We start from the raw sequence: 13943 nt of genomic DNA on the forward strand, positions 1-13943 counted from the left end.
TATCTCCATTTTTCATTTTTTTTTACATAGAACCTTTCTGGCCTAATACAATCAGTACAGTTTTAAACAAAATCTTAATATCCAGCATAAAGGACCATTCTGAAATGTACTTCGTATCCAGTTTTACAACCTCTTCAAAGTCCGTAATCTCACTTCGTCCGCTTACCTGCCACATACCGGTAAGACCTGGTTTAATAGCCAGACGGGCTCTGTGGTGCAGTTCGTATTTTTCCCACTCGTCTACTGTCGGCGGACGGGTTCCTACAAGGCTCATGTCGCCTTTTAACACATTGAAGAACTGCGGGAATTCATCCAGCGAGGTTTTGCGGATAAAGTTTCCGATTCCTTTGCCTGGTCCTTTTTCGCTTCCGATGACACGCGGGTCATTCTCCATTTTGAACATCAGACCATCGCTGACGCGGTTCTGTTTCATCAGTTCTTTTTTCCGCTCTTCCGCATCCATGTACATGCTACGGAACTTGTAAATTTTGAATTTTCTTCCGTTCTTTCCGACACGGTACTGTGAGAAGAAGATCGGGCCCGGAGACTTGATATAAATCGCAGGGGCAACGAACAGGAAGATGATTCCGGTCAGAATACATCCGGCAAGACCGCCGCAGATGTCCATGATTCGTTTCAGCACAAGCTGTCCTGCGCTTGCCATATTGATGCAGGTGGTGACCACGGTATAGTTGCCCATGCGCTCTACAGTCTGATTTTTTCCCTGCATTTCGTTCACGTCCGCAATTTTTACGTGGATCGTAATGCCCATCTCGGCGAATGCGTCGAATACTTTCTGCGGGATTTCTCTGCCTTCCGGCAGAACGATCAGCACTTCGTCGAACCACTCACGGCAGACATACTCAGCTGCATCTGCAAGGTTCGATACCACCGGTACGCCGTGGATTTTGTGTCCGGTTCTGTCCTGGTCTACGAGAACAACGCCAGTCGGACGAACGCCGATGTAATCGAAATCCAGCATGCTCTTTACAACGGACTGTGACTGTTTTTCGGTCGTGATGATCAGAAGCGAACGGCCGCTGTGTTCCCCACTGCTGCGTTTCTTTACCACAGCCTTCCATCCGATGCGCATCAGATAGGAAAGCATTCCGTACAGAGCACCGGTCAGCATAATGGTTGCTCTGGAGAACTGATCTCCCTCCTGAATCAGGAACAGGTAGAATACACCAAGAACGATGATGTATACCATATTTTTTACAGTCATTCCGATTTCCACGAGGTATCCGCGCTTCATGACGTTTTTGAAGGAATCGTCAAAAAACATGATCATCAGCTGGATCAGAGCGAATACGATAGCCTCATTTCGGTAAATTGGGCTTCCATATGGCTTAAAACTGTGATGTCTTAAGAAATAACCCATGACGAAAGCCAGCTGAAGACAGATAATATCAAGAACCATAAAATCCAGATGCTTCAGCCATCCTGTGGATGATTTTTTGTACATACCTTTCTCCCCTGTCGTATTTTTTTCGCCGTACTCGTAACATTCTCTTGTTTCGCATAGTTTTTCTAGCTTTTATATTACCATTTTCACTAAAACCTTCTCATTTTTTCTGGTACTATGCATTTGCAATATCTTCTGTGACGAATACAGAACCATTTTTTTCTTTATTCCAAATATTCTATCCCATTTCTACTTATTTGTAAAGGTGTGGACACACTTTTGGACATAATTATTTCACATTTTTGCAAATTATTACATTTTATATTATTTCATCACATCCAGAATCTGTAATGTTTTCATCTTCTTTTCGACATAGCGATGGAGATATGCACGCAGCAATCGTTCCAGTTCGTCCAGGATCTCTTCATTTACGGTAAAACCATACAGCTTCGCGAGCGGTGCCGCAATGATATAGCGGCATGCCAGCACGGTGCCCGGCTGCAGCGGCCATGGATCTCTGATGGTTTTTCCACAGTTTGGGCAGTAGATGGCGCTGTCGCGCAGGGAGAAAACGGTCAGATTCTCTTTCGTGCCGCACTCCATGCAGGAGAACATCTGCGGTGCTTCTCCGCTGATTGTGATCGTCCGCAGTTCGAAGATGCACCGGATCAGGCGGAGGTCCTGTTTTCCGCTGCGGATGGCGTTCATCGTCACGTACAGAAGGTTCAGCATCTGGGTTTCATCGTTTCCTTCCTGGCCGAAATATTCGGCCAGTTCCAGAAAATAAAAGCCGTAATAAACGCCGGGCTGCATCTGCGCCAGGTCGAGGAAGTATTCTTTAATGTTTGCGCCGGAGAGGGTGTAGCTGTCACGGCCCTCGTAAACCTGAAACTCGCCGAAGACGAACGGATTGGAGACGGCCATCAGCGGGCTTTTCATGCGGCGGGCGCCGCGCGCGAAGGCGGTGATTTTGCCGAGCTCCCGGGTCAGGATCACGACGCGCTTGTCATACTCTCCGACCGGGGAGGCGGATAATACCATTCCGCTTACATTGATTGGTTCTCGCATGTTTCTTCCTTATTATAATGCAATATTATAAATCGAGTTTCTTTTTATCATATCCGAAGTTCTTCACGAGGAAATCGCTGTCGCGCCAGTCTTTTTTGACTTTGACCCAGAGCTTCAGGTTGACTTTCTGCTCCAGCATCTGCTCCAGCTCATACCGCGCGTTGCTTCCGATCTTCTTGAGCATCGCGCCCTGTTTTCCGATGATGATGCCCTTGTGGGAATCGCGCTCGCAGATGATGGTCGCATCAATATCAACGATTTTTCCGTTCGGGCGGTCTTTCATCTGGTCGATCACAACGGCGATGCCGTGCGGGATCTCTTCGTTTAAGGCGTACAGTGCTTTCTCGCGGATGATCTCAGCCACGATCTGGCGCATCGGCTGATCGGTGATGGTGTCCTCATCGTAGAACTGCGGGCCGTACGGCAGATATTTGAAGATGCTCGGAATGATGTCATCGGTGTTCTGATGGCGGAGTGCCGAGCACGGAATGATCTCGGCAAACTGGAACAGCTTGCGGTACGTATCGATGAATTCCAGGATTTTGTCTTTCTCCACGGTATCGGTCTTGTTGATAATGAGGAGGACCGGCGCATTGACTTTCTCCAGGATCTCTGCGATATGGCGCTCTCCTGCTCCGATGAAGTTGCTCGGCTCTACCAGCCAGAGAATCACATCGACTTCTTTTAACGTTTTCTCGGCTACATCGACCATGTACTCGCCGAGCTTATTTTTCGCCTTGTGGATACCCGGTGTGTCGAGGAACACGATCTGTCCCTCGTCACACGTATAAACGGTCTGGATGCGGTTGCGGGTGGTCTGCGGTTTCTTGGATGTAATCGCAATCTTCTGTCCGATCAGGTGGTTCATCAGCGTGGATTTTCCCACGTTCGGACGGCCGATCAGGGCTACAAAGCCGGATTTATAATTTGCATTGTTTTCCATTGCTGTCTCTTCTCCTCATTTATAAGTTCTCTACGTTCTTAAACAGTTCTTTCTCTTTCTGAATGGCTGCTTCGCTTCCGACAACGCAGATGTTGTTCTGTTTTAAGGCTGCATCTACAAGGTCTGCCAGTGCATGAATGTCATCCAGGGTTGCATCGAGGATCTGATCTCTCTCCTGCTGGAAGTCTGCTTCGGTGATGCCGTTGAACCATGCGCTCTCGGAGGTCTGGCCTTTTGCGGACGGGTTCATCGGGACGTCGAGTTCGCTGATCGTTCCGATGATGTATTTGGTCATCTGGCGCTCGTCTGCTTCGAAATTGCGCACGTAATCGCCGATACCGCGGTATACTTCAAGGGTTCTTCCGACGTTCGGGTCACGGTAGGAAGAAATGCACGCGTTTCCGCCTCTTCCGAAAGCTCCGCCGCAGCCGTAAGCGCCGCCTTTGACACGGATGTTGATCCACAGATAGTCATAGCTCAGCATGACACGCAGGATGCGCAGGGCTCCTGTGTAGTCGTAGCCTTCGCGCTCGAAGTTTCCACAGAGTGCCACGTACTGTACCTGGCCGGAGGTCTGGAAGGCTTCGTTTTTCTGTTCAAAGTCATACACAATGCTGCCCGGCTCCACTTCGTCGGTGTACAGATTCTCTTTGAATGCTGCGATTTTTTCTTCCAGCGGTGCGTAGCCTGTCTCGTCTGCTGTATAGGAGACGGTCAGATTCTCTTTGCGGAAGATGTATTTCATCAGGGTCTGCAGATTTTTAATCAGTTCTGCTTTTTTCTCATCGAAGTTCTCGTCCAGATCTTTTAAGAGTTGGTAGAAGCCGATGCCTGCGATGCGGTCCTGGAAATTGCTCATCGGGGAGTAATAGGAAGCTGCACGCATCACAGCCGTTGCATTTCCGGCGGAAGACAGGCGGTTCTGCAGGCCGGATTTCATGCTGGAGATGATCTCGTGAAGACGTTTCTCGTCATCCAGGCGGGAGGTGTTCAGGATTTCCTCGATCATTTTCATGACGAAATCCAGTTTGTCGTACAGGAATTTCGCGCGGATGCCGAACATTCTGCGGCAGTCGTCATCATTTTCCGGAATGCGGAATACCTGCATTCCGCAGTTGATGCCGCCGGTCTGTGCATTGATCTCGTTGAACAGTTCGCCGTAGGTGTAGTGTTCGGTGTCCACATAGCCGAGAACGGATTTTAATACGCCCATGTACGGGATCAGATCGTTCGGCACATTTTTCGTATCAAACAACAAGCTTAAGTAACCGATGCCGTTCGTGAATACGTTGTGATGAAGCACTGTCGTTCCATCGACTTCATGCTCGTCATTGTAAAGTTTGATAGACTCACGTTTGATATCGCTTCGTTTCAGGAGCGGAATCGTCTCGAGTGCTTCCTCGCTCTCCTCTTCTTCCTGATATGCTGCCAGCTCTTTGGTGTCAGCAATGATTTTCTCGATCTCTTCTTTTGACAGGCTCTCTTTGTATTTCTGCAGTTTTTCTGCGGTCTTTGCATCATTTTCTGCGGCAAGACCGGTCTTTGGAATGAGGGTCACGATGGAGGCATGGGTGTTGTCCAGCAGATACGTCTGGATCAGGTTTTCGAAATAGCCTTCTTTTGCCAGTTTTTTCAGCTCATCGTAGATTGCAAGCTGCTGCAGGTAGGCGAACGGTTTGTTCTCGTCGTACAGCCAGCTGTCGAAGACGTCAATGCCGTACATCAGGCCCTTCGGGAAGCTGGAGAAGTCCGCCTCACGGAAACGGAATTCGAAATAGTTGATGCCTGCCTCGATGGCTTTCTGATCCATGCCGTTTTTCACGATATCCTCGAGGGTGCCGCGGATGATGGACAGGAATTTTTCTTTCTCATTTTCATCGGCGTTCTTGGCTACGATGGAGAAGAATGGCTGCAGGATGCCGTCCTCGTAGGAGCCGTAAACATCTTTTCCGATGTGTGCGTCAAGGAGTGCCTGTTTGACCGGGGCTCCCGGTGCGTCAAGGAGTGCATACTCCAGAACAGAAAATGCCACGTTTAATTTTACATCCAGACCGCTGCCGATGACCATGTTGTAGGACAGGTACGCATTGTTTTCAAGCGGATCGCCGTCGAGTACCGGGTACTCGTGTACAATGTCGAGGGTCTCTGCAAATGGTTTCTGATACGGAATTTCGGATTTTACTTCTTTTGCATTAAAATGGGACAGGTATTTTTCATCCATCCATGCCAGTTTTTCTTCCATATCCATGTTTCCGTACAGGTAGATATAGCTGTTGGACGGATGGTAATAGGTCTGATGGAAATTCAGGAAGTTTTCGTAGGTCAGGTTCGGGATGCAGGACGGATCTCCGCCGGATTCTACGCCGTACGGAGTGTCCGGGAACAGGGTGTTGAAGGTTTCACGCTCCAGGACATCGTCTGCGGAGGAGAAGGCTCCTTTCATCTCGTTGTATACAACACCGTTGTAGGTCAGCGGGCCGTCTTCGCTTTCCAGATGATAGCTCCAGCCTTCCTGCCGGAAGATTTCGTCGTGTTTGTAAATGTTCGGGTAGAATACGGCGTCCATGTAGACATGCATCAGGTTCTGGAAGTCGGCATCGTTGGTGCTGGCTACCGGGTACATGGTTTTATCCGGGTAGGTCATAGCATTTAAGAAGGTGTTCAGGGATCCTTTGACGAGTTCTACGAAGGGATCCTTTAACGGGAATTCGCGGGAGCCGCAGAGGACGCTGTGCTCGAGGATGTGGGCTACGCCGGTGCTGTCGGCCGGCGGGGTACGGAAGGCAATGTTGAATACTTTGTTGTCATCCTCCGTCTCGAGAAGCAGCACGCGGGCTCCGCTTTTGTTGTGGCGAAGGAGGTAGCCATGTGCGTGGATATCATCAATCTGCTGTTCCTGCAGCAGGGTGTAGGCTTTGCAATGTTCTGCGTTCATGTTAAAAGTGTCCTTTCTTGTTGTTTTTCTCGGTTATTTCCGGTTTTATGCAGTCAAAAACGGACCGCAGTGCCCGTTTACTGGGATTTTCTGCGGCCCTGTCGGTTTTTATTCTTCGTGGTCTGTTTCTGCGTCGGTAGTTTCCGCCTCATCCACATGATCTTTTACTTCGTCATTTGCAGCATTGTTCTGCGCATTTCTCTGCGCCTGAGCTGCGGCAGCCTGTGCCATCATCGCCTCGAGATTCGGGCGGACGCTCTGCGCCTGGGCTCCCATGATTCTCTGGAGCTGTTCTCTGGTCAACAGAAGGTTGAAGCCGGACGGGTTGATGACGAAGCCTTTGGCCTGTTTCATCAGGTACGGCAGAAGGTGCTGGAACGGGATGGCTGCCAGCCGGAGTTTTGCCTGCGGATCCGGACGGAATTTCTGGAATTCACCGATATCGGAGAACAATGGCTGGAAGATTTCTTCGTTCTGGTTTTTGATGTACGGGATGCGCACATCCGGTCCCGGGTTGGCCGGATCGAATTCGCCCTGTACCTGGGAGATGTCGATGGCAAGGATGAATTTGCTTCGCATCAGGTTGACAAGCATTTCTTCTTCGAGTTCACGCAGGTGCTGCATGCGCTCGGCATCGTCTCTTCTCTGGTTTGGTTTGCGGAGCTCCTGCAGGAAATAGACTACAGTGAGCTGTACGCCAGGGTTGAGGACTGGAAGATGCTGTTTGTTCATTTTTTCCATGTCCGGTTTCGGGAAGATCTGCTCCAGCTCGATGCGGCGGGTCTGATCGCCTTCGTGGAAGATGACCATGTTGACACCTTCTGCGTAGAGGCCCATATAGAAGTTCGGCATCTGCTTGCGCAGTACTTTTACGGTAAGCAGCGGGGTATTCTTCTCTACATAGGATTTTGCAAATTCTTTAGCTGCTTCTTCTTCGGTAAACATATATACCTGATCGTCAAAGGTTTCCGGATCGCACTCTACGTATGGGAGTTTCGTGATCTGGGAAAATGTGACATAGATGATTTCCATGCTTTGAAATTTCTTCATTGTGAAGCTGTTGTCTACTGTCATTTGTGGTTGAGTCCTTTCTTCGCTCTTAGAGGATATGGTATCCCTAAAATATCTATGTGACATTATATCATACTTTTGGTGGGTTGCCAAAGGTTTTCTTTTGGGGTGACGGACCGCGCAGACCAAAGCTGTCGAAACGGGGCCTGACTTTGCATGACGGCGGGAGAGGGCTTTTTGTAGTCTGTAATTGGGGCGTGCAGACTACGGAAATGTTTTTTAACACATTCTAGTTAATCGCTTTGGCATTGGGGTAGATTTTTTCCATTCGGGCGTCCGGGAAATGGGCATCTATGGTCTGCTCGATGGCATTAGCTGCGGGCTTTTGGTGGGCGCGTTCGTCGTATCGGGCGAGAGCAAGGGTAGATACGAGCATGTTGGCCACCATGAACACGATCAGGATCCAAGTGATGATTTCTCCGAATTTCATCGGGATTTTTTCAATCCAGCGCGAAATGACAGGATAGAATTTTTTGAGCCAGACGACGGCGGCTATTCCCCAGAAGAAACAGTACAGGAGGTTGATACGGCCTCCGAGGTTGAAGGGAATGTCGCTGTAGTCCCAGAAGACTTTTCCGAATACGATTTCGGTGAACACACTGCAGATGTATTCGTAGGCTCCGCCGAGGAAGGTACCAAAGGCAAACAGGAATCCATCGGAGCGGTCGCGGTAGTTGTAGAGGAACCAGGTAGCGAGGGCGATGGCCAGGCCCCAGACGATGCTGAACGGGCCCCAGACAAGGCTGCTGCGGCTCATCCAGACACCGGCGGTGATGCGGCAGAATATGGTTTCTGTAATATCGCCCAAAAATGCGCCGATGATGAAGAGAAGAACGATTTTGTAAAAGCTGCATCCTTCGGCAAATACGCCGGTTTCTGTTTTCTCTTTTTTCTCCGGAACTGGCTGTACGGCCGGATAGGCACGTTCCACACGACGCTCCAGATAGCGGTAAACACGGACAGAAAGGCGTCTGGTGAAGGCGTCGATCTGATCGTTCATAGCGCTGATCCGCGGCATTTTTTTCGTGATGTGGTGCAGAACAGCATAGGAACCGACGGCATCTACGATCAATATACCAAAGAGAATCCAGGATGTGATATGCAGGAAACCGGCCGGAATTGAATGAAGAACTGTAAAGCAGAGGCGATTGCCGATTTTCATGGCAAGCAGTCCTAAAATTCCCCATAGTACAGAATACTGAAGGCAGATATAGCCGTCCATGTTCCATTTTTTATTGGAATAGTCCCACCATTTGCCATGGCCAATGCGTTCCAGTGCGTGACCGGCCAGCCACTCGACTGCGGTAGCGATAATCATACAGCCAAGGAACAAAAAGACGGGGCTTGACTGCAGTTCATACAGATAACGTGTCATAAAGACAGCTGTGATTCCATAGATGGCGCAGAGCGGACCATTTAAGAATCCTCTGTTTACCATATGTTTTTTCCGGATCGCGGCCACAGAAGTTTCCAGAAGCCATCCAAGGAAGGCGTAAAAGAAAAACAGGCCGAGATAGTCATAAATTGTATAGTTCATGTTCTTCTCTCTATTCTTTCATTATTTTTGCTATTTTAAGGATTTTATTTTCCACTGAATCCCTTGTATACTCTCCAGTATTTTGTTTTTATTTTTATCCTGCAAATAAGATGGATTTAATTTTGCTTTTTTATACTGCAAATATGTTCCTTCTGTTTTCTGAATCAGCAATTTTGTAAAATATTGTTCCCAGCTAAAAAACTCTGTGCTGTCGATATAATCTTCTGGATTTTCCAGAATTTTACGAACCTCTTTGTCCTGTAAAAGATCTGAATTTAAAATCAGCCATTCAAAAGACTCCGGTAAATATAAATGTACGTTCTGTTTTTCCTCTATTTTATTGCTGAGAAGATTCATTTCTGCTCCAATTGCAGCACCGTCCGCAATAATAATTCTCCTCGTCTATGAAAAAGATGCTTTCCCGGCTGTTTTCCAAAATAATTTTCCAATTAACACCTTCCAGCACTCTGCACGGTACTTCACAGGAAACGTTGATTCCGCTGGACTCCCCTAAATTTTCTGCCTGCCGGATCATATTTACCAGTGTTGTTTTTCCTGATGCACTATCCCCCTGGATGATTGTAATATTACGCTTTATCACAAATTCATAATGAACTCTGTTATTTTGAATAATAACTCTTTTCTTTCCCTTCATACATCCACCTATACATAAGCCTCGGCAACATCTACAAATTCGGACATATTCCGCACAATAGTCCCTGTATTTAAAATCAGGATTTCAAAAGGATCTTTGCCAAACCGCATCACATGACGCAGATTAATCGTCAGATCCTTTTGCTCTCCTAATTTTAAAATCCATTTTGCACAATTATCTCCACATACGGAGGCATTAAAGATCTTTCCGTCTGTATCGTATGCCATCAGCAGCAACGTTTTGATTCCTCCGGATAAATCTTTCGGTGGAATCGGACCAAGCACCGGGCTGTCAATCAGATGCGCACTGATTACCTCCGAGCGATCCACATCGCGGATCATTTCTTTTGCCAGTGGCGTGGTCAGCCATTCATCTTCATAACAATTATCAAAATAGGTTGGCGGATGATAGATTGCACCTTTCATTTCTCCAAGATATATTTTCAACATAATAAAATTCCTCTCGCTAACGCTCATTATATCGTGATACGCACATTATACCATATCTCAAAGCCTTCTTGCGCAAAAATGTATCGTTTGTCAACATTTTCCGGGATAAAAATGTTGACAAACGATACAAAACTATTGCCAAATGTCGCTAATTCATTTTTTCTCCCAAAAAGAAAGAAGCCATACTCTCTCAAGTATGACTTCTCTCCTTTTTCAAATTCTTTTTAAGGAAAAAGAATTACTCTTCTTCTGCGCCGTACAGTTTTACGAGTTTGTTCAGGTAAGTGTAACGGTCTTTTGCTTCCTGCTCGTTCTTGCCGAACAGTCTTTCTGCTTTCGCCGGGTTTGCACGTTTCAGAGAGTTGTAACGTACCTCGCCGTTCAGGAATTCCTGATAATCTCCTGACGGAGCCTTGGAATCCAGTGTGAATGCGCTCTTGCCTTCTGCAGCGAGTGCCGGGTTGAAGCGGAAGCAATGCCAGTATCCGGTCTGAACAGCGAGCTGCTCCTCGGTCTGTGCTTTGCTCATACCTTTCTTGATACCATGGTTGATACATGGAGCGTAAGCGATAATGAGGGACGGTCCCGGATATGCCTCTGCCTCTGCGATTGCTTTGACTGCCTGATTGTAATCAGCGCCCATAGCGATCTGTGCTACGTATACATAGCCATAGCTCATTGCGATGCTTGCCATATCTTTCTTCTTGGTTTCTTTACCGCCTGCTGCGAACTGTGCAACTGCACCGGTCGGAGTAGCTTTGGAGGACTGTCCGCCTGTGTTGGAGTAAACCTCGGTATCGAATACCATTACGTTGATATCTTTTCCGCTGGCAAGTACGTGGTCTACGCCGCCGAATCCGATATCGTAAGCCCATCCGTCACCACCGAAGATCCACTGGGATTTCTTAGCGAGGAAGTCTTTGTTCTTAACGATGTCTCTGCAAACGTCGCAGTCAGCGTCTTTGATTGCTTCTACAAGTTTCTCGGTTGCAGTTCCGTTGGTAGCGCCGCAGTCAAAGGTATCCAGATACTCTTTGCATGCTGCTTTTACTTCTTCCGGAGCTTTCTCGGAGTTCATAACATCCTCAACTTTGGCTTTCAGGCCGCCGCGGATTGCTTTCTGAGCGAGAAGCATACCATAACCGAACTCTGCGTTGTCCTCGAACAGGGAGTTGGACCATGCCGGGCCCTGTCCTTTCTCGTTTACAGTGTAAGGAGTGGACGGTGAGGAGTTACCCCAGATAGAGGAGCATCCTGTTGCGTTTGCGATGTACATTCTGTCACCGAACAGCTGGGTGATCAGTTTTGCGTAAGGAGTCTCGCCGCAGCCTGCGCATGCGCCGGAGAACTCAAGCAGCGGTTTCTTGAACTGGCTGCCCTTTACGGTATTCTCTTTGAATTTTGCTACAACGTCTGTCTTCTCTGGAAGAGCTGCTGCATAATCGAAGTATTTCTGCTCTGCTTCGTGTGCTGCAAGGCTTTCCATAGCCAGTGCTTTCACACCCTTCTTGCCCGGGCATACGTTTGCACAGGAACCACATCCGGTACAGTCAAGCTGGGAAATAGCCATTGTGAAGGTGTAGTCCGGCATACCGGTCATCGGCATGGTCTGGATGCCTTCCGGAGCTGCTGCTGCTTCTTCTGCGGTCATGGCAACCGGACGGATAACAGCGTGCGGGCAGACGAAGGAACATCTGTTACACTGGATACAGTTTTCCGGATTCCATACAGGTACGTTTACGGCGATACCACGTTTCTCGTATGCGGATGTGCCGGACGGAGTTGTTCCGTCTACGTAGTCTGCAAATGCGGATACAGGCAGGTTGTTTCCTTCCTGGGAAGTTACTTTTGCCTGGATGGTATTTACGAATTTAACAGCGTCAGCGCGGCCGCTCTCTGCATGAGTTGTGGTCAGACCTTCGTCTGCTGCATTTTTCCAGCTTTCCGGAACTGCAACTTCTTTGATCTGTTTTGCACCCTCATCGATTGCTGCCCAGTTCTTTGCTACGACATCATCACCTTTACGGCCATAGGTAGCTTTTGCTGCTGCTTTCATGAGTTCGATGGCTTTTTCTTCCGGAATGATCTTCGCAAGCTTGAAGAATGCAGACTGAAGAATGGTGTTGATACGGGTCGGTCCCATGCCGGTCTCGATACCGATCTTAACGCCGTCGATCACATAGAATTTGATGTTATGGTTTGCGATGAATGCTTTTACCTGACCTGGCAGATGCTCTTCCAGTCCTGCTTCATCCCATGGACAGTTCAGAAGGAAGGTTCCTCCGTCTACCAGCTCCTCTACCATGTGATATTTGTTCACATAGGAAGGATTATGACATGCAACAAAGTTTGCTTTGTGGATCAGGTAGGTGGATTTGATCGGTTTCTTTCCGAAACGCAGGTGAGACATCGTTACACCGCCGGACTTCTTGGAGTCATAATCGAAGTAAGCCTGAGCGTACATGTCTGTGTTGTCACCGATGATCTTGATGGAGTTCTTGTTTGCACCTACGGTACCGTCTGCGCCAAGTCCCCAGAATTTGCAGTTGATGGTTCCTTCCGGAGTTGTTACCAGAGGAGCGCCAACCGGCAGAGACAGATTGGTAACATCGTCTACGATACCAATGGTAAATCTCTGTTTCTCTGTATTTTCATATACAGCAACGATCTGAGCCGGTGTGGTGTCCTTGGAACCAAGTCCGTAACGGCCTGTGAATACCGGTGTGCTCTCGAATCTGCTGCCTTTTAATGCTGCTACTACGTCCAGGTACAGAGGCTCGCCAAGAGATCCCGGCTCTTTTGTTCTGTCCAGAACGGAAATCTGTTTTACAGTCTCCGGAATTGCATTGATGAGTGCTTCTGCGGAGAACGGACGGTACAGACGTACCTTTACAACGCCGACTTTCTTGCCTGCTGCTACGAGGTAATCGATGGTTTCCTCGATGGTATCGCAGACAGAACCCATAGCGATGATTACGTGCTCAGCGTCTGCTGCTCCATAGTAGTTGAACAATTTGTAATCGGTTCCGATTTTCTCGTTTACTTTGTCCATGTACTCCTGTACGATTGCCGGAAGAGCATCGTAGTACGGGTTACATGCTTCTCTTGCCTGGAAGAAGATATCCGGGTTCTGTGCGGATCCTCTCTGGCACGGATGGTTCGGGTTCAGGGCATGTTTACGGAATTCGTCAACAGCGTCCATATCTACCATATCTTTCAGATCTTCGTAATCCCATGTTTCGATTTTCTGGATCTCGTGGGATGTACGGAATCCGTCGAAGAAGTTGATGAATGGAACTTTGCCTTTCAGTGCTGCACAGTGTGCAACCGGTGTCAGGTCCATAACCTCCTGTACGCTGGATTCGCAGAGCATTGCGACTCCGGTCTGACGACAGGCGTAAACGTCTGAATGATCTCCGAAGATGGAAAGTGCGTGGCTTGCAAGGGCACGAGCGGATACGTTGAATACGCCCGGGAGCTGCTCGCCGGCAATTTTATAAAGGTTCGGGATCATCAGAAGAAGTCCCTGGGATGCGGTGTAGGTTGTGGTAAGAGCTCCGGCTGCCAGTGATCCGTGTACTGCACCTGCTGCTCCTGCCTCAGACTGCATCTCAGTTACCTGAACTTCCTGTCCGAAAATGTTCTTTCTTCCCTGGGTTGCCCACTCATCGGTATGCTCCGCCATAACGGATGAAGGGGTAATTGGGTAAATAGCTGCTACGTCGGTATACGCATAAGACGCATGTGCTGCAGCCTGGTTACCATCCATGGTTTTCATCTTTCTAGCCATTTGATTTTATCCTCCTTAAAAAATGATGACCAAAAATTACTTTGGCTTTTCTCAGGTTGGTGTTCTGCCGGGTTTCGGTTGCCTCCGCGC

10 protein-coding genes are annotated in these 13943 nt (G+C 48.3%); all 10 read right to left on the bottom strand.

The genetic code is table 11. From position 1 onward, the window contains the following. Positions 1–22: 22 nt before the first annotated feature. Positions 23–1465 carry a sugar transferase gene (locus DW642_RS04580; protein ID WP_117509402.1) on the bottom strand — a complete coding sequence of 481 codons (1443 nt, stop codon included), beginning with the start codon at positions 1463–1465 and terminating at the stop codon, positions 23–25. 264 nt (positions 1466–1729) lie between these two features. After that, positions 1730–2473: a DNA repair protein RecO gene (gene recO / locus DW642_RS04585; RefSeq protein ID WP_117509403.1), complete on the bottom strand. Its 744-nt coding sequence runs from the start codon at positions 2471–2473 to the stop codon at positions 1730–1732. Between the two features lie 25 nt (positions 2474–2498). Continuing rightward, positions 2499–3416, bottom strand: a complete 918-nt coding sequence (gene era, locus DW642_RS04590) for a GTPase Era (RefSeq protein ID WP_117509404.1) — start codon at positions 3414–3416, stop codon at positions 2499–2501. Between the two features lie 19 nt (positions 3417–3435). After that, a complete protein-coding gene (locus DW642_RS04595) occupies positions 3436–6351 on the bottom strand; it encodes an insulinase family protein (protein ID WP_117509405.1) in 2916 nt (971 codons plus the stop codon). 108 nt (positions 6352–6459) lie between these two features. After that, complete coding sequence (locus DW642_RS04600; protein ID WP_158554973.1) at positions 6460–7425, bottom strand: SseB family protein; 966 nt, start codon at positions 7423–7425, stop codon at positions 6460–6462. 226 nt (positions 7426–7651) lie between these two features. After that, positions 7652–8959, bottom strand: a complete 1308-nt coding sequence (locus tag DW642_RS04605; RefSeq protein WP_117509406.1) for a putative ABC transporter permease — start codon at positions 8957–8959, stop codon at positions 7652–7654. Positions 8960–8989: 30 nt separating this feature from the next. Further along, positions 8990–9316, bottom strand: a complete 327-nt coding sequence (locus DW642_RS16505) for a hypothetical protein (protein ID WP_330410102.1) — start codon at positions 9314–9316, stop codon at positions 8990–8992. Next, on the bottom strand, positions 9297–9614 hold the full coding sequence (locus DW642_RS16510; RefSeq protein WP_330410103.1) for a hypothetical protein: 318 nt from the start codon (positions 9612–9614) through the stop codon (positions 9297–9299). Before DW642_RS16510 ends, DW642_RS16505 begins: the two co-directional genes overlap by 20 nt. A gap of 8 nt (positions 9615–9622) precedes the next feature. Then, on the bottom strand, positions 9623–10063 hold the full coding sequence (locus DW642_RS04615) for a DUF4869 domain-containing protein (RefSeq protein WP_055227895.1): 441 nt from the start codon (positions 10061–10063) through the stop codon (positions 9623–9625). Positions 10064–10301: 238 nt separating this feature from the next. Beyond that, positions 10302–13853, bottom strand: coding sequence for a pyruvate:ferredoxin (flavodoxin) oxidoreductase (nifJ, locus tag DW642_RS04620; RefSeq protein WP_117509407.1), 3552 nt, complete (start codon positions 13851–13853; stop codon positions 10302–10304). Positions 13854–13943 lie beyond the last annotated feature (90 nt).

It is taken from the genome of Blautia sp. AM23-13AC (assembly GCF_003435675.1).
GTDB lineage: Bacteria > Bacillota > Clostridia > Lachnospirales > Lachnospiraceae > Fusicatenibacter > Fusicatenibacter saccharivorans.